Raw genomic sequence first — 19,474 nt, forward strand, 5'->3', positions numbered from 1 at the left:
GGACAGCGTCTAGAGGCTGTCCTTTTTCTTATACAGAGACTAACAATGGTCGACCCACTGTTCGCTCCAATCTTGTATAGCATTAATAATTGATTTTAATGAATTTCCTTTATCCGTTAGTGAATATTCGATTCTTACAGGAGTCTCCGGATAAACGTTGCGATTTACTATTCCAACTGATTCTAATTCCTTCATGCGTTCAGTAAGCATACGGTCACTCATCTCGGGAATTTGAGATTTAATATCTTTAAAACGTTTAGGACCGTCCATCAACACTCGGATGATGAGTCCTGTCCATTTTTTACCGATTATATCCATGGCTACTTCATATTTCGGACACATAGTGCTGTAATCCATATCATTCACCTCTATACTACAAAGCTTAAACTACAGTTTAATACTTGCCTTTTATTATACGTTTTAAACTTACTTTTGTAAAGTTTATAACTTTTTACCTCTTTAAAGCTTTGCTGTTCTACCGGAAAAATCAATATCTTGATAATAAGAATGCTTAACAAGAACATTAGGACCAAGGCATTTAACAGCAGGGCAGTGGCATCCAAGTTCTTTAGCGAGCTTAGAATCATTCCAAGTATTATATGCATTAAGCAGGCTTGTATCTTTTATATTCCCAAGCAGAGGAGCATCACCGAAATCAGTCACGATAATATTGCCGTCAAATATATTTATGTTCAGTCGTGATCTTCCGTCAGGGTCATTTCTAACCGTTACATTTTCCTCAGACTGAAGCCTTCTCAGCAATTGGAGGTCTTCCTTGTTGTCGGAGCAGGCATAAAAAGGCAAGGTTCCAAACAGCATCCATGTCTTTTTATCTCGTATATCTAGAAGTCTGTGGATGCTTTCACGCATTTCATCAAGACTGATTGTTTCTAGCGTGCTAGCATAGTCACTTGGGTACATCGGGTGTATTTCGTGCCGCTGACAGCCCATCTCAAGTATATGATTATGTATGTCTTCCAAGTAAGGAACTGTCTTTTTATTAAGCATAGTTTCAGCTGAAACCATAACACCTGCATTTGTAAGAGCACGTGCATTTTCAGTCAGCCTTGAAAAATAGGCTTCTCTTTGTGCTATCGAAGGCTTTTTCTCCATCATGGCAAAACCAGTCTCAGAAAACTCCTCCAGTGTACCCCAGTTGTGGGAGATATGAAGTACATCTAAGTATGGAATAACTTTTTCGTAGCGCGCTAAATCTAACGTTAAATTTGAGTTGATCTGTGTGCGGGCACCCCGATCTCTTGCGTATTTTAAAAGAGGAACGACATAGCTGTTTACTGATTTCAATGACAGCATAGGCTCACCGCCCGTAATACTGAACGCTCTTAATTGAGGAATTTCATCAAGCCTTTTTATGACTAACTCCAGTGGAAGCGGTTCAGGGTCTTTTGTTTGCAGTGTATAACCGACAGCACAGTGCGCACATCGCATGTTGCAGAGTGTAGTAGTCGTAATCTCAATATTAGACAGCTGCAGTTTTTGATGTTCGTGTATATCTAAATAAGCTTCCCATGGATCATAGTCAGGGGTTATTGCTTTTAAAGCTGCTTTTGTAATCATTATAAAAATCTCCTTCATTCCAAAATGGACAATACTTATCTTAACTGAACAATTGGTAAAGAAAAAGGGTAAACTTAAGTTGTGAAAAGCCTAATCTAATATTGGCAAAAGCGTCTGGCCTTGTTAAAGTAGAATGGATGGAAAGGAGAGATTAACATGGGTAACTCTATTCAGGATAAATCCTCTCAAAAAGAATATATTAAAAACCGTATTGATTTATTAGTTGATGTTTTAGATTCTATAGATGCTGAAACAGCCGGGATTGATGAGATCGACAGAATTATTGGAATGCTTGATGACTTAGAAGAAAAGTGCAAACAATTCCGTCACGATTGGGAAGAAAAATAATTTTGGAATCCGTTTCTTTATTAAAGGAACGGATTTTTTTGTTATAATGGAAGCATTAATAGTGATTACGCTTACGAAAGCCAAGTCATAAAGGGGTAGTGGAGAGATGGAAAAATTTCAGGAAAGTATGTATAAACTGATTGTAGAAACATCAACCAAATTGCCAAAAGACGTTCGCCGTGCCATTCTTGCAGCAAAACTTAAAGAAAATGCAGGAACTCGCGCAGCTATGTCTTTAGATACGATTACAGATAATATTTTAAAAGCAGACGAGAATGTATCACCGATCTGCCAAGATACAGGACTTCCTACATTTAAAATTAAAGTTCCTGTAGGTGCGAACCAGATTAAGATGAAAAAGGCGATCCGCCAGGCAATTGCAGATGCAACAAAGGATACGAAGCTTCGTCCGAACTCTGTTGATTCCATTACTGGGGATAACACTGGAGACAACCTGGGTGACGGAACTCCTGTTATCAAGTTCGAACAATGGGAAGAAGATTATATCGATGCTCGCCTTATTCTAAAAGGAGGCGGATGCGAAAACAAAAATATCCAGTACAGTCTGCCTGCGGAATTAGAGGGCTTGGGAAGAGCGGGACGTGACTTGGATGGTATCCGGAAATGCATCTTGCACTCTGTATACCAAGCACAAGGACAAGGGTGCAGTGCAGGCTTTATTGGAGTTGGGATCGGCGGAGACCGCACATCTGGATATGAACTTGCAAAGGAAATGCTGTTCCGTACAGTAGATGACGTTAACCCGAATGAAAACCTTCGCAAGCTTGAAGAGTATGTAATGGACAACGCAAATAAACTCGGAATTGGAACGATGGGATTCGGCGGAGAAACGACGCTGTTAGGCTGTAAAATAGGCGTTATTAACCGTATCCCTGCTAGCTTTTTCGTATCTGTTGCTTATAACTGCTGGGCATATCGCCGTTTAGGTGTAAAGCTGAACGCTGATACTGGAGAAATCCAAGAATGGCTGTATCAAGAAGGCGAAGAGATCGATTTTAAAAAAGCAGATGAGGAAGCAGCTGCAGCACTAGAGCATCAAGAAGAGAAAACAAGAAGCATTGTTTTGGAAGCTCCGATTACAGAAGAGCAAATACGTGAGCTGAAGGTTGGAGATGTTGTCACAATTAACGGCATGATGCATACTGGGCGCGACGCGATTCATAAGCATCTTATGGATAATCCTGCTCCGATCGACTTAAATGGCCAGATCATCTATCACTGCGGACCTGTTATGGCAAAAGATGCTGAAGGAAACTGGGAAGTAAAAGCTGCTGGGCCAACCACAAGTATTCGTGAGGAGCCATATCAAGGAGACATCATGAAAAAGTTTGGAATCCGTGCTGTAATCGGTAAAGGCGGCATGGGACCAAAAACACTGGCTGCCCTTAAAGAGCATGGCGGTGTATACCTAAACGCGATCGGCGGTGCAGCACAGTATTATGCGGAATGCATGGAAAAGGTTGAAGGTGTCGATCTAATGGAATTTGGTATTCCTGAAGCGATGTGGCATATCCGTGTTAACGGCTTTACCGCTGTCGTAACGATGGATTCTCACGGAAATAGCCTTCATGAACATGTTGAAAAATCATCTTTACAGAAGCTGAACCAGTTTAAAGATCCGGTTTTTAAATAAAAAATGCTAAACCCGCAGTTTATGGTATTAAACTGCGGGTTTTTCTATGGATTTGGGTGCCCAGTGAGAGCGGAATCCTTGGAAAAAGCTTTAATCCCGCGAGTTTGATGCATAATCCCGCGAGTTTTGGAGTTAATCCCGCGAGTTTTGGTCATAAAGCCGCGAGTCGACAACACTCAACAAATTTTGTATCAATCACTCCTTATATTTCGGGTTTCCTTAATATCCCTAGCATGGTTTTGGCTAATCAAACCACAATAAAGGTATAGGTTGTCGTTTGAAGGAGGAAAGTTCTTATGAAAATCAACCGGCTCCTGTGCCTGATTTTGGTTTCCATCTTATTTTTCACCCAATCACATGTAATTTATGCCGAACGAGGTGTATCGAATCAAAGACTGGAGTGGTTTTTTGAAAAAAAGGGGAAAGAAACTCCACCGACCACTGATTCGAGATATCTTGAACTCATTAAAAAATATGACAGTCTTTTTATAGGGGATTCAACCAAAAAAGACATTTATTTAACGTTTGATAATGGGTATGAAAACGGATATACAGATAATGTGCTGGATGTATTGAAACGAAACAAAGTCCCTGCTGCCTTTTTTGTAACCGGACAATTTATGAAAACTCACCCTCACCTAATAAAAAGAATGGCTGAAGAAGGGCATATAGTAGGTAATCATTCATATCATCATCCAGATTTAACACAAGTTTCTGATTCGCGATTAAAAAATGAATTAGAAAAAGTAAAGCTGAGATACACGGAACTAACCGGTAGAACAGATATGCACTATCTGCGTCCGCCAAGAGGCGTTTTCAGTGAAAGAACGATTATGATTGCTAAAAAAGAAGGCTACACTCATGTGTTTTGGTCACTTGCATTTCTCGATTGGGAAACCAACAAACAGCGTGGTTGGCAGTATTCTTACAACCAGATCATGAAACAGATCCATCCAGGCAGCATTTTATTATTGCATACCGTTTCAAAAGACAACGCGGATGCATTAGAGAAAACGATAGAAGCTCTTCAAAAGAGAGGGTATACTTTCAAAAGCCTTGATGACTTACAGCTGAAAAAGTCTGCACCTCCCTTATTATTTAATCCTTAAACAGTGCCTTTGTATGATACAAGGGCGCTTTTTTTATGAATAAAAATCGCTTAATGTGTGATGAAGTTGGTAGAAGCGGTTCGTTTCGTCTACAATAAGAAAAGCAACTTCTTAGCGAAGAAATGAGTGAAAAAATATGAAATATACAAAGCAAGAAAATCCAATCATGAAAATCGGTCAAACGTTTCCGCTTTCGATCAAACGACTCGGAATCAATGGAGAAGGAATCGGATTTTATAAACGCCAAGTGGTATTTGTTCCTGGTGCTCTTCCTGGTGAAGAAATTCATGTGGAAATCACAAAAGTGTTTCCGAACAGAGCAGAGGGAAAAATTAAAAAGATTAAAAAGAAGTCAAAAAACCGGACCACTCCTCCATGTCCCATTTATGAGGAATGCGGAGGCTGCCAGCTTCAGCATTTAACCTATCCGTCACAGTTAAAAGAAAAAAGAGATATTGTGGCTCAGGCGTTTGAACGATACACCAAAATTTCTAAAGAGAAACTTCCTCTAGAGAAAACGGTTGGAATGAAAGAACCATGGTATTACCGAAACAAGAGCCAGTTTCAAGTAGGCAAGATAAATGATACAGTCATTGCTGGGCTATACAGCAGCAATTCTCATAAACTGATCAATATTGATCACTGCCTGGTTCAGCACGAAGATACGAACATCGTGACGAATAAAGTTAAACAGATCATACGTGATCTTAACCTTCCTGTATATAACGAAAGAAAGCGTACAGGGAGCATCCGCACAATTGTGGTTCGTACTGCTTTTCGTACCGATCAAATACAGCTTGTTCTTGTTACTGCTACAGAAGCTTTTCCTAAAAAAGAACTGTTCATAGCAGAGGTCAAAAAACGTCTTCCGCAAGTAACTTCATTTGTTCAAAATGTTAATGAAGAAAAAACATCATTAATTTTTGGTGATCAAACAGAAGAGGTATACGGTAAAGACACGATAACAGAGCATTTAGGAGATCTTAGCTTTGAACTATCTGCACGTGCATTCTTTCAATTAAATCCGCAGCAGACAGTTAAACTTTATGATGAAGTAAAAAAGCAGGCTAAACTGACAGGTAAAGAAAAGGTGGTAGATGCTTATTGCGGCTCAGGAACAATAGGTATGTGGCTGGCTGATGGGGCAAAAGAAGTACGAGGTATGGACATTATTAAAGAGTCAATAGAGGATGCTAGAAAAAATGCTGAGAAACATGGGATTACGAATGCCCAGTATGAAACGGGCAAAGCTGAAAAACTGCTGCCTAAATGGCTAAAAGAAGGCTGGCGACCTGACGTGATTGTTGTAGATCCGCCAAGAACGGGCTGTGATCAAGCATTTCTTGAAACCGTTGCAAAGATAAAACCAAAACGAATGGTTTATGTTTCTTGTAATCCTTCAACTTTAGCAAAAGATGTCCACATGTTGATAAGTAAAGGATTTGAAGTTGAAAATATAAAGCCTGTGGATATGTTTCCCCAAACCGCACAAGTAGAAGCTGTTTGTTCATTGGTCTTAAAATAAAACCAGGTTAGCATGGGGAGGCTTTCTTATGACTTCAGAAAAAGAAAAGATGATTAACGGCAAAATGTATCGGTCAAATGATCCGCAATTAGAGAAAGAGCGCATAGAAGCCAGAAGGTTAACGAGATTATACAATGCAACTCTCGAGAACGAGACCGAAAAGAGGAGTAAGCTGATTAAAGAACTATTTGGCTCAACGGGTGAAAACATTGGTATAGAACCTAACTTCAGATGTGATTACGGGTACAACATACATGTTGGGGGAAACTTCTACGCAAACTTTGATTGTACAATCTTAGATGTTTGTGAAGTCCGTATTGGAGATAACTGCATGCTCGCCCCCGGAGTTCATATCTATACGGCAACACATCCATTAGATCCTGATGAACGAAACTCAGGTAAAGAATTTGGAAAACCTGTTCATATTGGAGATAATGTTTGGCTCGGAGGCGGTTCAATTATTAATCCGGGGATAAAAATCGGCAACAATGCTGTTATTGCATCAGGAGCAGTAGTCACGAAAGATATCCCAGATAATGCAGTTGTAGGTGGAAACCCAGCAAAAATTATTAAAGATCTTTCAGTAAAATAATAATTTTATTGCTTCAAAAATTCTGATATATACACACTATCCACAAGGTTTTCCACAGAAACTGTGTGTAATCCACAATTTTTGCACAGAATTGCACATAATAAGTTATATGGTTTATCAATTTATTCACATTATACACATGACTGTTGATAACTTTATCCACAGGTTATGCACTTTCGAAAATTCCTTATATTAAAAAAAGACCTGCTATCCCAGCAGGTCTTTTTGCACTTAGCGACGGCCTTTTTGTTGGCGTCGGTCAGCGGCTTGTGCACGAGCTTGCGCTTCAAGATCGTTTTGATCTGCCAATTCACTTGAGTACTCGACGTCAAGTCCTTTGGCTTGAGAAGCATTAGCTTTGTTGTGCGATGGGGACTTTCGGTTACGTTTTTCCACAAAAATACCTCCTTAAAGATATACAATGTTTGAAACGTAAATCAAAAGCTTGTGAGGAACTTGCCCTCGAACTTAGAATGTGCAGAATACTAAATTCTGATACAGGAAGAATTCACCACTTATGAATAGTCTTCATTCGTCATTTCTTTAGTTTCTGCAACAGATTCTGCAGATTTTAATTCCTCTTTGTAAGTGACTTCTTGCGTTTTGGTTAAATCATTATTTCGCTCTTTAGCTTCACGTTTGCTGCTTTTCATAATAAAGACCTCCTTTAAAAATTTTCTAAAGTTTTTTGTGTTGCTCTTCATTGAAAAATTGATTGAAGTGAAAGGTGCAAGACTCCTGCGGGACGAGCGGTCAGGTGGAGACTCCTAGGGCGCAAAGCGGCAGGAGGCTCACCGCACGCCCCGCGGAAAGCGAGCATCCTGTAACGGAAATCAACTGCTTTCAAGAGCATCAAAGTTGTACCGAAAAAGCCAAAAAAAGACCACCTTCAAAAGATGAAGGTGGTCTTAGTATGTGCAGGCTTTATTAACATGTTACGTGTATTAAGCTTCCTTTAATTGCTCTTCTGCCACTTCAAGCGGCTGAGTACGCAGCTGATGCATTAAATAGTTATCTTTTTCAATCTGATAAAGGTTATAAATTTCTTCGCCTTGATTGAGCTGGTCATAAATATCCTTGCGTGATTCATTTGCAAGTGTCACATAAGGGATTTTTTCTGCAGCTTTTTGTGAGCGAATGTTTACCTTTCGGATTCTCATAAATACGGTATGAATATCCTTTTCAAAAAATAACTCAGAAAAGAATGCTTCTTTTGCTATGTTATTATAACCCTTGCCAAAGTATGGCTGACCTATCCATGTTCCAAGAAACCCGTAGCCATCTTGAACATCGAATAAATTAATGGTGCCGATAGGATTATGCCACTCATCCAAAATCGTTCTGGAAATGATTTTTCCTTGGTCTTCTTCCTCGATCGTTTGCTTCGTTAAGAACATGAATTCTTCAAACGAAGCAGCTTTTTGACGTACAAAAGGGAAGACGTCTGGGTGCACCATTAAATTGTAAAGAACATGACTTTCTGATAAATCACGCTTTTTCAACAATTTAATCCCTCCTAGAGGGCAGAATTATCCCCCACCCTCGAATTAAGAATAAAAATTAATTCGGGGTGGGAATCGAACCCACTAGGACCAGTCATAGCTGGTGGCGCACCAATTGCCTTCCCTTGCTCAATATTTAATTTATGAAAATAATTTTGGTGTTCAAAGGAGCACTTTTTAGTTAGACCGGATTAATTAAAATCCGCATGTTGCTCTTCTTGTATCATAAGACATTTTTCTAAAAAAGAAAATAGTTATTTTGTAGATTTTTTGTAAATTATTTCGCCTTCAATCATCGTCATAACAGGGGTTGCAGAAAAGTGGAACGGATGCTCTGTCCATAAGGATAAATCAGCATCTTTCCCGGGTTCAATACTTCCGACACGATTCGCTATTCCAAGGTTTCTGGCTGGTGCAATCGTGATTCCTTCAAGCGCCTTTTTTTGGCTTAATCCTTCCCGTACTGCAATAGCTGCACAAACGTTCAAGTATTGGATAGGGATATATGGATGATCAGTTGTGATCGAAACTTCGACATTATTTTCAGATAGTATGCGATACGTGTCCCATGTTTTGTTTTTTAGTTCAATCTTAGACTTTCGGGTTAATGTTGGCCCAACGCTGACCTTTAGATTTAAATCTTTTAACAAATCTGCAATTAAGTGTCCTTCTGTACAGTGCTCAATTCTGAAATCCAGGTTAAACTCTTCTGCAAAACGGATAGCTGACAATATATCATCTGCACGATGAGCATGAATGCGCACAGGTATTTCGCGATTTAATGCTGCAGCAATCGGGGCGACACGAAGATTATCTTGATAAGCAGAACCCTGTGCCTGGTAAAAAGCTTCACGGAGCATACCCATAATTCCCATGCGGGTAATGGAATCATTGTGGCGTCCGCTATGAATCCGTTTAGGATTCTCTCCTAGTGCAATTTTAAGTCCTGCCGTTTCTTTAATAATCATTTTCCTTATATCATGGCCGTGTGTTTTAATAACTGAAGTCGTGCCGCCGATTACATTCGCGCTTCCTGGCATGATGTGGGCGGTCGTAACCCCGAATCGTACAGCATCTTTAAATGCAATGTCCAGAGGATGACAGCCATCGATCGCACGAATATGCGGAGTAAGCACCTCGTGTGTTTCATTAGCATCATTTCCGGCCCAGCCAGTTCCTTCATCGTAAAGACCCAGATGTGTATGTACATCAATAAATCCAGGGAGAAGATGAAGGTTTTCTGCATGTATAACCTCCATTTCAGAAGCAGGCTCTATTGAAGTTTCAACGGCAACGATCTTGCCGTTTTCTATTAATACATCTCCTTGCTCCAGCTCAGAGCTTGTTATTGGATATACTTTTGCTTTTTGAATTAACTTCTTCATAATGAATCACCTAGTCATTTGTTTTTATTAGGCTCATTTCGAAAAAATTGTTGCTTTTGAACATTTTATTGGAGTACGCTTCTTCGACTAGTTGATTGGAGCGGAAATCAACATCATCTAGTAGCAACAAGTATTAGGAAAACAGCCTATTATTATCATTGTAACAAATCATGTAAAGCCCCCTTTAGGTGAGGAAACTTAAACACATAACCTAAGTTTATCGCTTTTTCAGGAAGTACTTGCTGGCCTTTTAAGATCAGCATGCTCATTTCACCAAAAAGGAGCTTAAATGTAAATGAAGGGGCAGGCAGCCAGTGCGGACGGTGCATCACTTCACCTGTAACTTGGCCAAACTCTTTCATCGTAACAGGATTGGGAGAGGTAACGTTTACAGGACCTCTATAATCATTGTCATCTATGGCTTTTTGAATTACCCATACAACATCCTCTATATGAACCCATGAAACCCATTGGCTGCCGGATCCAACAGTTCCTCCTGCAAAAAAACGATAAGGGAGAGACAACTGGGGAAGGACACCGCCATTTCGTCCAAGAATGAGTCCAAACCTCGTAATCACAGTTCGGCAGCCTAACTCACTTGCCTCACTTGCTTTTGTTTCCCATGCTCTTACAACTTCGGCTAAAAAATCGGTACCAGATGATGTTGTTCTTTCAGTAAACACTTCCGATCCTGAAGTGCCATAATAGCCAATTGCTGAAGCGTTAATCCATACCTCAGGCTTTTGGGGCATTTTTTGAACGAGTCGCAAAAGGTTTTCGGTCACTTTTAAACGGCTGTTTAAAATTGCTTTCTTCTTCTCTTCAGTCCATCTCCCATTAATGGACTCGCCAGCAAGATTTATCACAGCGTCAATAGGAGGAAGCTCAGTTTCTTGTTCGGCTAGCCATTGAACATAATGAACTTTTCTTTCGTTTGTCTTTTTATTGCTTCTTGTAAGAATGAATACTTCATTTCCAAATGAGGTTAGATATTTTGTCAGTGCACTTCCAACAAAACCTGTGCCTCCCGTAATTAAAATATTTTTCAAAAAAAATCCACCTCTTATCATAATATTATTTAAAAATTAAGAATATTTGTTATAATTCATCTTGTACATATTATAGTACCACTATTGAGGAGGAGAAAATGCATATGGAGCTTCAACGAAATGTACCCGCAAAAAAGAAGAATCTTTTTTTGAAAGCGCTTTTGTGGATAGGTATAGGGCTAGCTGGAGGAATTGCACTTTCAGTCATTGCTCTGCAACGGGATGAAAAGATCAACGCTATTTGGTTTGTAGTTGCTTCTTTGTGTACGTATGCGATCGCTTATCGGTTTTATGCGCGATTTATTGCAACAAAGATTTTCAGCCTCAACAAAAACAATGCTACACCTGCTGAAAGATACACGGACGGAAAAGATTATGTCCCAACAAATAAATGGGTTTTGTATGGACATCACTTTGCAGCTATAGCAGGAGCTGGTCCACTTGTCGGTCCGACATTAGCTGCACAAATGGGATATTTGCCAGGGACTATTTGGATTATTGTCGGAGCAGTACTGGCGGGGGCAGTTCAAGACTTTGTTATCTTAATAATTTCTATGAGACGCAGAGGTAAATCACTTGGTCAGATTGCTAAAGAAGAAATTGGACCAGTTGGAGGTATTTTAGCTTTAATCGGTGTTTTTGCTATTATGATCATTTTAATTGCAGTACTTGCATTGGTCGTTGTTAATGCACTCAAATCCAGTCCATGGGGTACCTACACGATTGCAATGACGATTCCTATCGCTCTGTTTATGGGCATTTACATGCGTTATTTAAGACCGGGTAGAGTTGGAGAGGCATCAATAATTGGTTTTGTTTTATTAGTTTTCGCATTGATCAGCGGTCAATGGGTTGCTGATTCCGCAACACTTGCACCACTTTTTACATTTGATGGTGAAACATTGGCTTGGATGCTGATTATTTATGGTTTCTTAGCATCAGTGCTTCCTGTCTGGATGCTCTTAGCACCGAGAGACTATTTAAGCACATTCTTAAAAGTAGGAGTAATTGGAATGATGGCACTAGGTATTTTAATTGTTATGCCTGAAATTCAAATGCCTGCTCTTACAAAGTTCATTGATGGTACTGGTCCTGTATTTGCAGGTAATCTATTTCCGTTCTTGTTTATTACGATTGCATGTGGAGCGGTTTCTGGTTTCCATGCTCTTATTTCTTCAGGAACTTCACCTAAATTGATTGCAAATGAAAGTCATGCTCCAATGGTAGGTTATGCGGGGATGCTGACAGAATCTTTTGTAGCTGTTATGGCTATGGTTGCTGCAACATTATTAACTCCTGGAATTTACTTTGCAATCAATTCACCAGGGGCAGCAATTGGTCCTGATGTTGCCACAGCAGCAACAACGATTTCTTCATGGGGCTATACCGTTTCAGCTGATGAGATTAATGAACTTGCTAAAAATGTAGATGAAGAGTCTATTCTTTCCCGAACAGGAGGAGCACCTTCACTCGCTGTGGGTATTGCACAAATATTTTCACAAGTTATAGGCGGGCCTCAATTGATGGCTTTCTGGTACCACTTTGCGATACTTTTTGAAGCGGTGTTTATATTGACCACCATTGATGCAGGTACAAGGGTAGGGCGTTTTATGCTTCAGGATCTTCTGGGCCAGGTGTATAAACCACTTAGAAAAACGGATTCAATGGCCGCCGTTTATTTTACAAGTGCACTTGTTGTAGCAGGCTGGGGTTACTTCCTGGTAGTTGGTGTTACAGATCCTTTAGGAGGAATTAATACCCTGTGGCCATTGTTCGGTATTGTTAACCAGATGCTCGCTGCAATCGCTCTAATTGTAGCAACCACTGTTATCTTAAAAATGGGGAAAAAGAAATATGTGTGGGTAACGTTAATGCCTCTTGCCTGGTTGATGATCGTGACATTCTATGCTGCGTGGCAAAAGATTTTTTCTGATATCCCGAAGATTGGTTTCTTAAAGCAGGCAGAGGTTATGAAAGAAGCTGCAGCAAGCGGAAACTTGCCGCCTACTGTCCCATCCATTGAAGCTGCAGAGCGTCTTGTTTTTAATAACACATTAAACGCTTATTTAACAGCGATCTTTATGCTGCTTATTTTAGGTGTGCTAATTGATGCAATGAGAATCTGGTATAAAGCCATCAAGAGTGATAAACCTTTAGAAACGGTTGAAGAGCCATTTGTACAGACAAAGCTTGGTGAGGTTTCATGAGTTCTAAAGCCGCTTGGGAATGGGTGAGAAGTATCTTTCAAGTGATTTTTTATATAGGAAAAGGCATATCAAACCTGCCTGACTACCAAGCTTATGTAAAACATTTGGAGAAAAACCATCCTGAAAAGAAACCTCCAACTGAAAAGGAGTTCTTTGCGGAATTACTTGAAAATAAATATGGCGCTAACGCAAAGCGCTGTTGATAAGCTAAGAACAAGTGCAGGCTGCACTTTCACGAAAAAGCATCTTCTCTAATGGGAGGATGCTTTTTTCTAATAAAAAACGAATTATGGTACACTAATGGTTGAAAGAAGGTGGGTAGATGGCTGTAATAACAAGGATTTCTGCTCAGCAAAAAAATGATGAACGATTTAATGTATTTATTCAAAAGGGAAAAAAAGAAGAGTTCGCTTTTAGCGTGGATGCTGATGTTTTAATAAAGTTTCAGCTGCAAAAAGGTATGGAGATCGATGAGAATGAATGGGAAGAAATCATCGAAGAAGACGAATATCGAAAATCCTTTAATAAAGCACTCCATTTTTTATCGTATCGAATGCGGACTGCCCATGAAATAGAAGCGTATCTTATGAAAAAAGAGGTCACTGAATCCACGATTAAAAGGGTAATCGATAAATTATCAGAGTATGATTTTGTTAATGATAAAACTTTTGCGGATTCGTTCGTGAAAACTCGTATGAATACTTCTTTTAAAGGACCGGGTGCTATCCGCCAGGAGCTTAAGAAAAAAGGAATCGGTGAAGGCGATACGGAAGAAGCGCTTGACCAGTTCACATATGAGGAACAGCTGGAGGCTTCCGTGAAGTTTATTCAAAAACAATTCAGAAGCAATGCAAAACGTTCTGAAAAAGAGCAAAAGCAAAAAATCGCTCAGCAGCTTCAGCAAAAAGGATTCAATTGGGAAGTGATTGAGATGGCTTTCCAAGAAGCAAAGATCAGCCAGACTGCTGAAGAAGAAAAAGAAGCCCTGCTGGCTCATGCGAAAAAAGCGCATCAAAAGTATAAGAAATACAGCGGTTATGAGTACGAGTCACGCATGAAGCGGTTTTTATACAGCAAGGGCTTTGATTCATCAGTTATATCGGAAGTTCTAAATGGTGAAGAGCTTAACGATCTATAAAAATTTCTGATCGGTTATCGTCCTGATCAAAAATCATTTTTGCTACCGTTTCTGGAGATTTTAAACGGGAGCGGTCTTTAATGTGATCTGTCTCATCCCAAAATGGCGTATCCATGCCACCCATATAGACCGCTGTAGGGAATATACCGGTTCCTTCCCATTCTTTAACGAGGCTTTCTGTAAAACCGCGTACAGCAAATTTAGTCGCACAATAGACAGATTCATTCACTTTTCCTCTTAGGCCGGCAGTAGAGATAATGTTAATGACCTTGCCGAAGCCTTGTTTTTTAAAAAGAGGAAAGACTGCTTGTGAAGGATAAATCGTTCCATACACATTTGTATTGACCATGAGCTCAATATCGTCTTTTGTTAAGGCGTTTAGAGGTTCAAAAACACCAATTCCTGCGTTGTTTATTAAAAGGTGTACAGATTCTTTTTCAAATATTGCCTGTAAAACGGTTTGTACTTGCTCATAATTGGCAGCATCGCAAACTTGATAGGAAACGCGATTATCATTTTGCGTTATAGATTGTACGGCTTGCTGAAGTTTCGTTTCCGTGCGCCCGATCAGGCATACATTAAATTCTTTGCTGTATTGCTTTGCTAAGGCCAGGCCAAGACCTGAACCGCCGCCTGTAATAATGACAGTTTTATTCAAAATAATCACTCCTATGTAAAGTAGGTTTGAATCCACGTTTCAGCGTACAGAAAAGAGAGGAAAGATTCAAATGGAAAAAAGATTTAGCGAGATGACTGAGTCTGAAATTAGAGCAGAAATTGCTTCCTTAAGGGCAAAAGCACAAAAAGCAGAACAGATGGGCATGGTAAGTGAGTACGCTGTTCATGAACGCAAAATTGCTATGGCTAAATGCTATCTGATGGATCCTGCAACCATTGAAAGCGGAAAAGAATATGGCATACAAGGAGATCCCGGCTCCACTTTTTCTGTTCTATACTTAAATGGTATTTTTGCCTGGGGCTATAAAAATAAACAAAGTAATTTAGAGGCACTGCCGATTTCGGTGCTGGAATAACTAAAGGATTTGTAAAAGACTTCTTCGACAAGTTGATTGTAGTGGAAGGTGCGAGGCTCCTGGGGGACGAGTGTGACAGGTGAGACTCCTATGGCGCAGAGCGGCAGGAGGCTCACCGCACGCCCCCCGGAAAGCGAGCACCTGTAACGGAAATCAACCACTTTCAAGAACAACAAAGCTTTACGAAACATAAATAAAGAAGCGATAACAGGACCGCTTCTTTATTCTTCACTATGAACGCTTACGTGTTTGAATTTCAAGCACATAGTTATTTAGTGCTTGCTGGGTCTCCCCATTCACTTGATTGTACGCATGCTTCGAATTGGCACGCGGAGAGTGAAAGGGGTCAGAGTATTTTCCGTTAAATCGTGTTGATGAGAAGTAATCTTTCTTGTTCAACTGATTCACCCCCCAGAATGAAATTCATAACCGCAAGAGTTACTGATCATCTCGGTGTTGATTGGAAAGAAACATTCGCTCCTGTGGATGGTCGCGAGTTGATCCATCTGGCCGTTTAGAAGAGAACTCTTCTTTTGCTCTCGGCTCACCTGAGAAGGAGATCCGATTAGGGAAGTTTTTCGATTTGTTACGCATGTGGTATTACCTCCTTTAAATCGGTTCTCAACTAGTATGAAACGTAATAGAAACCTTTATGTGACGGGGCTTTCTTTAAAAATTGGATAAGGAGGGAGAATAATGGAAGAGCGTTTTGACAGATTAGCGAAAATGCTTCAAAAAGTGAACCCTGGCCTAAGTTGTCAAGAATCCAGGGAATGGGTGGAAGGATTATGGGAAGATTTTGAATCAACTCGCGCAAAAGCAGGGAGGGAATATGAGGGACAAAATGTAACCGAGAAAATGGTGACACAGCTCATTAATTCCTACGGCCACAAGCTGCACGAATACTTCTCCAGCAATCCGAAATTTCAGCGATTCATTAAAAAAGACGGGCCTATTAACTAAGCCCGTCTCTTTACTTATTCATTGTTGTTTAAAAGATCCATCGGTGAGAAATCCATTTTCTTTTTAAGACGGTCTTCAGAATATACCCATCCCGTATAAGATGTGATAATGTTCAGGTTCTCATCGAGCTGGACCATGGCAACAAAGGGATAGTGACCTTTGCTTCTGTATCTTAAATCGATAAATTGGACCATATGTCCATGATCATTTTTTTCAATTTCCCATCTGTGAACAGGGGAGAAGGATAGAAAGGCAGAAATATTTTTATCCAATCTTGCCGCATCGACGATTTTTGTCTGGGGAACGGGGAGCCTGTCAAATGTATCCCAGATCGTCACTTTTCCATTTTTTAAACCAGCAACGAAAAATTCATGCTTTGATTTAATGGCCAAATGATATTGTCCCCAGCGCATTGTGGGACTCGCATATATTTCTTCTGCTTCTGGTATTTTTTCTAAAACGATTTTATTTACCTTTTGACGTGCAAGAATGCGCCAGATGTAATAAAAGACAAGAATGACATATACGGCCAAGAACGTATATCCTGGGTGCATTCCCACATACCATAGAAGAAGTCCAGCGATATGAAGGAAAAAGATAAATGGATCAAAGATGCTAATCACACCTAAAGCAATCCATTTCTTTGATACAGGATATAATGCCTGTGTACCATAAGCGTTAAAAATATCTACAAAAACATGCAGGAAAACAGCAATAGCGGTCCATAAGAGCAGCTTTCCGCTATCTGGCTGCGGGACAAATAGTGAAATGATACCGAATAATAGAAGCGGCCAAATCACCAATGCTGGCAGGGAATGGGTTAAACCCCTGTGATTACGAATGTAGACTGCGTTGTTTTTTAGCTTTAGAATAGTATCAAAATCAGGAGCCTGGGAACCGATTAAAGTCCCGGCAAGGATGGCTTGGGATGTCGCTGGATCATTTGCAATTGCAGGGTCCAGCATGGCTAAACCGCCTAATCCCAACCCCATCACAATATGTGTGCCTGTATCCAAGGCGACCACCTCCTATAAAGGGAATGGAGTGAAAGTTAATGTTAACAGTTTTCATGGAGTATAAAGTAAATCCAGAGACACTTCAATCATATGAGTACGAAATGGCATCTGTGATTGACGAGCTTAAAAAACTAGGCGCAGCCGACATTCAGTGGTACAAAGCTGCGGATCAGCCGTCGCTTTATGTTGAATATTTTAAGGTTAACGATAAAGAAGCATATGAAACGATAAAAGAAAAACGTACGTCTTCAGATCACCCTGTTTTTTCAAAACTTTTCCCGTTTGTGTCAGGGGGAGCAGAAAAAATTCACTGCTGGGCGTTTGAAAAAATGAACGAAAAGGAAGATTTCTAAATTGAACACAACAAGTAATAGTTTATTTTCCCTCGATGCGTCATATGTGAAACAATTTCAAGAACAATTGCTTACTTGGTATGGTGTAAATAAGCGCACTTTGCCTTGGCGCGAAAACCAGGATCCCTACCGTGTCTGGGTATCCGAAATCATGCTTCAGCAAACAAGAGTGGATACGGTGATTCCTTATTTCGAACGGTTCACAAGTCTTTTTCCTACTCTTCAAGATCTTGCTTATGCTGATGAAGAGAAAGTACTTAAAGCTTGGGAGGGTCTAGGTTATTATTCCCGAGTTCGAAACTTACAAACCGCTGTAAAGGAAGTATGCGAATCTTATGGCGGAAAAGTGCCTGATACACCAAAGGAAATAGCAGGTTTGAAAGGTGTTGGTCCTTATACTGCTGGAGCCATTTTAAGTATTGCTTATGGCATTCCTGAACCTGCTATCGATGGCAACGTGATGCGTGTTTTATCAAGAATACTCTTAATAGAAGAAGATATCAGCAAGCCTAAAACCCGGATTTTGTTTGAAAAAGCTGTTCGTGAACTCATATCCCACGAGGATCCGTCATCCTTTAATCAGGCGATGATGGAGCTTGGTGCGTTAATCTGCACACCTAAATCACCAGCTTGTTTGCTTTGTCCGATGAGGGAGCTTTGTAAAGGTTTCGGGCAAGGAAAACAGCATGAGCTTCCTGTTAAGCTTGGTAAAACAAAGGTCAGAAAAGCAAAGATGGCAGCAGGAATTTTAACTGGAGAAGATGGACGTTTCCTTATTCACAAAAGACCTTCAGAAGGTTTGCTGGCAAACATGTGGGAGTTTCCGAATACCGAATATGTTGGTGAAAACAAAAATGCAGAAACAGATTCGTTAAAAGGATATTTGGATGAAAATATTGGTGTCGAGGTTTTGCTTGAGGAAAAGGCAGGCTATATTGAGCATGTTTTTTCACACTTAAAATGGGAAATCAATATATGGCAAGGGAAAATGCTGGATGGTTCTGAAGAGCTGCCGCCCGATTGGAAATGGGTAACAGCAGACGAACTCGATCAGTATCCGTTTCCTGTTTCTCATCAAAAAATTATTCAGCTTATAAAGGAGGCGATTATTGTATGAACTTAGAACTCGAAGGAAAAGCAGTCCTCGTTACAGGCGGATCAAAAGGCATCGGAAAGGCGATTGCATATGCATTTCTGGATGAAGGTGCAAAAGTTGGAATTGTAGGAAGGACCTTTAGTGATTTGGAATCTACTCAAAAAGCAGGCATCGAGATTTTTCAAGGGGACGTTACAAATGAACATGATCGGGAACGTGTGATGACAGACTTCTTGGAGAAGTTCGGCACGATTGATGTACTCGTCAACAATGCGGGCGGCAGTAATGGATCAACTGTTATGGAAACTAGCATGGAGCAATTTGAAGAAGCGATGCATCTGAACTTTTTGTCAGCTGTGGACTTGAGCAAGAAAGCTGCTGAAGTGATGAGTGCTAATGCCGATGGGGGAGCCATTATTAATATTTCATCCATCTTCGGCCGTGAATCAGGCGGAAAGCCGACTTATAATGCAAGTAAAGCGGCAATGATCTCTTTCACTAAATCATTTGGAGATGAGATGATTTCCAAAGGTGTCCGTGTAAACGGGGTAGCTCCTGGTTCTATATTGCATGAGACAGGAAATTGGAAAAAAAGATTGGAACAAGATCCAGATAAAATAAATGCATTCGTTCAAGAACATATTTCGGCTGGACGTTTCGGTACAGTCGAAGAAGTTGCAAATGTAGCAGTATTTTTAGCTTCTAAGAGAGCTTCCTGGGTCGTCGGCAGCACGCTGAACGTCGATGGCGGTCAGTCTTATAGCAATTTCTAATAAAACAAGCCCTAGCGAAGCGGAGGGCTTGTTTTTATGAGCGCCATACGGAATTTATGAGCGCCATACGGAATTTATGAGCGCCATACGGAATTTATGAGCGCCATACGGAATTTATGAGCGCCATACGGAATTTATGAGCGCCATACGGA

General features: G+C 40.3%; 24 protein-coding genes. 13 read left to right on the forward strand and 11 right to left on the reverse strand.

From position 1 onward, the window contains the following. Positions 1 to 39: 39 nt before the first annotated feature. Positions 40 to 357: a winged helix-turn-helix transcriptional regulator gene (locus ACFW35_RS17910; protein ID WP_379847857.1), complete on the reverse strand. Its 318-nt coding sequence runs from the start codon at positions 355 to 357 to the stop codon at positions 40 to 42. 102 nt (positions 358 to 459) lie between these two features. Then, entirely contained in the window at positions 460 to 1,578 is a 1,119-nt protein-coding gene (gene yfkAB, locus ACFW35_RS17915; protein ID WP_379847858.1) for a radical SAM/CxCxxxxC motif protein YfkAB, read from the reverse strand. Between the two features lie 156 nt (positions 1,579 to 1,734). On the opposite strand from yfkAB, the gene ACFW35_RS17920 reads away from it, so the two are divergent. The 5 genes from ACFW35_RS17920 (at position 1,735) to ACFW35_RS17940 (ending at position 6,806) form a co-directional block, all read left to right on the forward strand. Beyond that, complete coding sequence (locus ACFW35_RS17920) at positions 1,735 to 1,926, forward strand: SE1561 family protein (protein ID WP_379847860.1); 192 nt, start codon at positions 1,735 to 1,737, stop codon at positions 1,924 to 1,926. Positions 1,927 to 2,032: 106 nt separating this feature from the next. Beyond that, positions 2,033 to 3,580 (forward strand): fumarate hydratase, encoded by a 1,548-nt coding sequence (locus tag ACFW35_RS17925; RefSeq protein ID WP_379847861.1) that lies wholly within the window; start codon positions 2,033 to 2,035, stop codon positions 3,578 to 3,580. Positions 3,581 to 3,876: 296 nt separating this feature from the next. Beyond that, a complete protein-coding gene (gene pdaA / locus ACFW35_RS17930) occupies positions 3,877 to 4,689 on the forward strand; it encodes a delta-lactam-biosynthetic de-N-acetylase (protein ID WP_379847863.1) in 813 nt (270 codons plus the stop codon). 136 nt (positions 4,690 to 4,825) lie between these two features. Beyond that, positions 4,826 to 6,214, forward strand: a complete 1,389-nt coding sequence (gene rlmD, locus ACFW35_RS17935) for a 23S rRNA (uracil(1939)-C(5))-methyltransferase RlmD (protein ID WP_379847865.1) — start codon at positions 4,826 to 4,828, stop codon at positions 6,212 to 6,214. Between the two features lie 28 nt (positions 6,215 to 6,242). Beyond that, complete coding sequence (locus tag ACFW35_RS17940; RefSeq protein WP_379847866.1) at positions 6,243 to 6,806, forward strand: sugar O-acetyltransferase; 564 nt, start codon at positions 6,243 to 6,245, stop codon at positions 6,804 to 6,806. Positions 6,807 to 7,037: 231 nt separating this feature from the next. Here ACFW35_RS17940 and ACFW35_RS17945 read toward each other — a convergent pair whose 3' ends face one another. The 5 genes from ACFW35_RS17945 to ACFW35_RS17965 all read right to left on the reverse strand — a co-directional run bounded on the left by ACFW35_RS17945 (position 7,038) and on the right by ACFW35_RS17965 (position 10,742). Further along, positions 7,038 to 7,202 (reverse strand): YfhD family protein, encoded by a 165-nt coding sequence (locus ACFW35_RS17945; protein WP_379837547.1) that lies wholly within the window; start codon positions 7,200 to 7,202, stop codon positions 7,038 to 7,040. 119 nt (positions 7,203 to 7,321) lie between these two features. Continuing rightward, complete coding sequence (locus ACFW35_RS17950) at positions 7,322 to 7,459, reverse strand: hypothetical protein (RefSeq protein ID WP_156774208.1); 138 nt, start codon at positions 7,457 to 7,459, stop codon at positions 7,322 to 7,324. A gap of 291 nt (positions 7,460 to 7,750) precedes the next feature. Further along, entirely contained in the window at positions 7,751 to 8,311 is a 561-nt protein-coding gene (locus ACFW35_RS17955; protein WP_379847868.1) for a GNAT family N-acetyltransferase, read from the reverse strand. Positions 8,312 to 8,562: 251 nt separating this feature from the next. Continuing rightward, complete coding sequence (locus ACFW35_RS17960) at positions 8,563 to 9,693, reverse strand: amidohydrolase (RefSeq protein WP_379847869.1); 1,131 nt, start codon at positions 9,691 to 9,693, stop codon at positions 8,563 to 8,565. 155 nt (positions 9,694 to 9,848) lie between these two features. Continuing rightward, positions 9,849 to 10,742, reverse strand: coding sequence for a TIGR01777 family oxidoreductase (locus tag ACFW35_RS17965; RefSeq protein WP_379847871.1), 894 nt, complete (start codon positions 10,740 to 10,742; stop codon positions 9,849 to 9,851). 104 nt (positions 10,743 to 10,846) lie between these two features. Between ACFW35_RS17965 and ACFW35_RS17970 the strand changes: the two genes are divergently transcribed. The 3 genes from ACFW35_RS17970 to recX all read left to right on the forward strand — a co-directional run bounded on the left by ACFW35_RS17970 (position 10,847) and on the right by recX (position 14,087). After that, a complete protein-coding gene (locus ACFW35_RS17970; protein WP_379847872.1) occupies positions 10,847 to 12,949 on the forward strand; it encodes a carbon starvation CstA family protein in 2,103 nt (700 codons plus the stop codon). Further along, positions 12,946 to 13,152 (forward strand): YbdD/YjiX family protein, encoded by a 207-nt coding sequence (locus ACFW35_RS17975; protein ID WP_379847874.1) that lies wholly within the window; start codon positions 12,946 to 12,948, stop codon positions 13,150 to 13,152. The genes ACFW35_RS17970 and ACFW35_RS17975 overlap by 4 nt, the downstream gene beginning before the upstream one ends. Before the next feature lie 119 nt (positions 13,153 to 13,271). Further along, positions 13,272 to 14,087, forward strand: coding sequence for a recombination regulator RecX (gene recX / locus ACFW35_RS17980; protein ID WP_379847875.1), 816 nt, complete (start codon positions 13,272 to 13,274; stop codon positions 14,085 to 14,087). Here recX and ACFW35_RS17985 read toward each other — a convergent pair. Beyond that, complete coding sequence (locus ACFW35_RS17985) at positions 14,074 to 14,745, reverse strand: SDR family NAD(P)-dependent oxidoreductase (protein WP_379847877.1); 672 nt, start codon at positions 14,743 to 14,745, stop codon at positions 14,074 to 14,076. The two genes, recX and ACFW35_RS17985, sit on opposite strands and share 14 nt — an antisense overlap. 70 nt (positions 14,746 to 14,815) lie before the next feature. On the opposite strand from ACFW35_RS17985, the gene ACFW35_RS17990 reads away from it, so the two are divergent. Further along, positions 14,816 to 15,121, forward strand: coding sequence for a YfhH family protein (locus tag ACFW35_RS17990; protein WP_066286183.1), 306 nt, complete (start codon positions 14,816 to 14,818; stop codon positions 15,119 to 15,121). A gap of 231 nt (positions 15,122 to 15,352) precedes the next feature. Here ACFW35_RS17990 and ACFW35_RS17995 read toward each other — a convergent pair whose 3' ends face one another. Continuing rightward, positions 15,353 to 15,520, reverse strand: a complete 168-nt coding sequence (locus ACFW35_RS17995; RefSeq protein WP_077364736.1) for a YpzG family protein — start codon at positions 15,518 to 15,520, stop codon at positions 15,353 to 15,355. Positions 15,521 to 15,559: 39 nt separating this feature from the next. Beyond that, a complete protein-coding gene (gene sspK / locus ACFW35_RS18000; protein WP_066286185.1) occupies positions 15,560 to 15,715 on the reverse strand; it encodes a small, acid-soluble spore protein K in 156 nt (51 codons plus the stop codon). A 102-nt stretch (positions 15,716 to 15,817) separates the two neighbouring features. Between sspK and ACFW35_RS18005 the strand changes: the two genes are divergently transcribed. Next, positions 15,818 to 16,084, forward strand: a complete 267-nt coding sequence (locus ACFW35_RS18005) for a YfhJ family protein (RefSeq protein WP_379847879.1) — start codon at positions 15,818 to 15,820, stop codon at positions 16,082 to 16,084. A gap of 14 nt (positions 16,085 to 16,098) precedes the next feature. Here the strand turns inward: ACFW35_RS18005 and ACFW35_RS18010 are convergent, their stop codons facing one another. Next, positions 16,099 to 17,100, reverse strand: coding sequence for a metal-dependent hydrolase (locus ACFW35_RS18010; protein ID WP_379847880.1), 1,002 nt, complete (start codon positions 17,098 to 17,100; stop codon positions 16,099 to 16,101). A 38-nt stretch (positions 17,101 to 17,138) separates the two neighbouring features. Here ACFW35_RS18010 and ACFW35_RS18015 point away from each other — a divergent pair, with 38 nt between their 5' ends. Genes ACFW35_RS18015 through ACFW35_RS18025 form a run of 3 tightly spaced genes read left to right on the forward strand, consistent with a single transcriptional unit; the run spans position 17,139 to position 19,322 of the window. Beyond that, positions 17,139 to 17,453 (forward strand): hypothetical protein, encoded by a 315-nt coding sequence (locus ACFW35_RS18015; protein WP_379847882.1) that lies wholly within the window; start codon positions 17,139 to 17,141, stop codon positions 17,451 to 17,453. Between the two features lies 1 nt (position 17,454). Further along, positions 17,455 to 18,570 carry an A/G-specific adenine glycosylase gene (gene mutY / locus ACFW35_RS18020; protein WP_379847883.1) on the forward strand — a complete coding sequence of 372 codons (1,116 nt, stop codon included), beginning with the start codon at positions 17,455 to 17,457 and terminating at the stop codon, positions 18,568 to 18,570. Further along, positions 18,567 to 19,322, forward strand: a complete 756-nt coding sequence (locus ACFW35_RS18025) for an SDR family NAD(P)-dependent oxidoreductase (RefSeq protein WP_379847885.1) — start codon at positions 18,567 to 18,569, stop codon at positions 19,320 to 19,322. Before mutY ends, ACFW35_RS18025 begins: the two co-directional genes overlap by 4 nt. Positions 19,323 to 19,474 lie beyond the last annotated feature (152 nt).

The sequence above is a fragment of the Fictibacillus sp. NPDC058756 genome, assembly GCF_042746035.1.
Classification (GTDB): domain Bacteria; phylum Bacillota; class Bacilli; order Bacillales; family Fictibacillaceae; genus Fictibacillus.

Coding starts and splice junctions, on each gene's coding strand:
- ACFW35_RS17910 (WP_379847857.1), bottom strand. CDS start 357: ATGGATTACAGCACTATGTGTCCGAAATATGAAGTAGCCATGGATATA.
- yfkAB (WP_379847858.1), bottom strand. CDS start 1,578: ATGATTACAAAAGCAGCTTTAAAAGCAATAACCCCTGACTATGATCCA.
- ACFW35_RS17920 (WP_379847860.1), top strand. CDS start 1,735: ATGGGTAACTCTATTCAGGATAAATCCTCTCAAAAAGAATATATTAAA.
- ACFW35_RS17925 (WP_379847861.1), top strand. CDS start 2,033: ATGGAAAAATTTCAGGAAAGTATGTATAAACTGATTGTAGAAACATCA.
- pdaA (WP_379847863.1), top strand. CDS start 3,877: ATGAAAATCAACCGGCTCCTGTGCCTGATTTTGGTTTCCATCTTATTT.
- rlmD (WP_379847865.1), top strand. CDS start 4,826: ATGAAATATACAAAGCAAGAAAATCCAATCATGAAAATCGGTCAAACG.
- ACFW35_RS17940 (WP_379847866.1), top strand. CDS start 6,243: ATGACTTCAGAAAAAGAAAAGATGATTAACGGCAAAATGTATCGGTCA.
- ACFW35_RS17950 (WP_156774208.1), bottom strand. CDS start 7,459: ATGAAAAGCAGCAAACGTGAAGCTAAAGAGCGAAATAATGATTTAACC.
- ACFW35_RS17960 (WP_379847869.1), bottom strand. CDS start 9,693: ATGAAGAAGTTAATTCAAAAAGCAAAAGTATATCCAATAACAAGCTCT.
- ACFW35_RS17970 (WP_379847872.1), top strand. CDS start 10,847: ATGGAGCTTCAACGAAATGTACCCGCAAAAAAGAAGAATCTTTTTTTG.
- ACFW35_RS17975 (WP_379847874.1), top strand. CDS start 12,946: ATGAGTTCTAAAGCCGCTTGGGAATGGGTGAGAAGTATCTTTCAAGTG.
- recX (WP_379847875.1), top strand. CDS start 13,272: ATGGCTGTAATAACAAGGATTTCTGCTCAGCAAAAAAATGATGAACGA.
- ACFW35_RS17990 (WP_066286183.1), top strand. CDS start 14,816: ATGGAAAAAAGATTTAGCGAGATGACTGAGTCTGAAATTAGAGCAGAA.
- sspK (WP_066286185.1), bottom strand. CDS start 15,715: ATGCGTAACAAATCGAAAAACTTCCCTAATCGGATCTCCTTCTCAGGT.
- ACFW35_RS18005 (WP_379847879.1), top strand. CDS start 15,818: ATGGAAGAGCGTTTTGACAGATTAGCGAAAATGCTTCAAAAAGTGAAC.
- ACFW35_RS18015 (WP_379847882.1), top strand. CDS start 17,139: ATGTTAACAGTTTTCATGGAGTATAAAGTAAATCCAGAGACACTTCAA.
- ACFW35_RS18025 (WP_379847885.1), top strand. CDS start 18,567: ATGAACTTAGAACTCGAAGGAAAAGCAGTCCTCGTTACAGGCGGATCA.